Raw genomic sequence first — 650 nt, 5'->3', positions numbered from 1 at the left:
GCGGGGGTGCTGTGGGTGCCCGCGCGAGGCGGGCACCCACAGCGAGCGTCACGGCTCAGCCGTTCGGCTCAGGTGCGCGAACGGTCAGTTCGTGCGGAACGAGGTGGTGTCGCCGGGGTGGTAGGTGACGTTGTTGATCGTGACGCCGCCCGTGAGGTCACCGAAGCCGAAGTCGGTGATCACGAGCTGGTCGATCGTGCCCGGGCGGGTGGCGGTGTAGGCCAGCCCGTCCTCGCCCGCGAACACCGCGGCCAGCGCGGCGTTCGTGGACAGCTCGGCGTGGTGCACGACCGTGAACACCGGGCGCGAGATCGGGAACGCCGTGTTGAGCTGCTCCGTGCCGCCCACCGTCACCGTCGGGTTGACACCGCTGACGCTGCCGAGCACCGCGCCGACACGACGGTCGTTGACGACCGTGCCGTAGTAGTCCTCGAGGTCCGCGCTGTTGTCCTGGGCGATCCACTGCGCGATCGAGAACGGCACGATCGCGTTCGGAACCTGGGTGGTCACGGTGCCGTCGTGCTCCTGCACGTCGTGCTGCGCACCGCCCGCGGTGTAGCTGTCGGTCACGCTCGGGCCGAACGACCCGATCGTCGACTGCCAGAACGAGCGGGTGCCCGAGCCGGCCTGCGGGATGAACGGCACGATGT

The 650-nt window shown here is 69.8% G+C and carries 1 protein-coding gene; it reads right to left on the bottom strand.

Annotation, left to right across the window (positions count from 1 at the left end; translation table 11 throughout):
* Positions 1–84: 84 nt before the first annotated feature.
* Positions 85–650 (bottom strand): type 2 periplasmic-binding domain-containing protein (locus IEX37_RS15845; protein ID WP_229663333.1); only part of this gene is annotated, 566 nt, incomplete at its 5' end.

This window comes from Microbacterium album (assembly GCF_014643695.1).
Taxonomy (GTDB): domain Bacteria; phylum Actinomycetota; class Actinomycetes; order Actinomycetales; family Microbacteriaceae; genus Microbacterium; species Microbacterium album.
The sequence above is the reverse complement of the archived record's forward strand: the minus strand, read 5'-3'. Positions and strand labels throughout refer to the sequence as shown.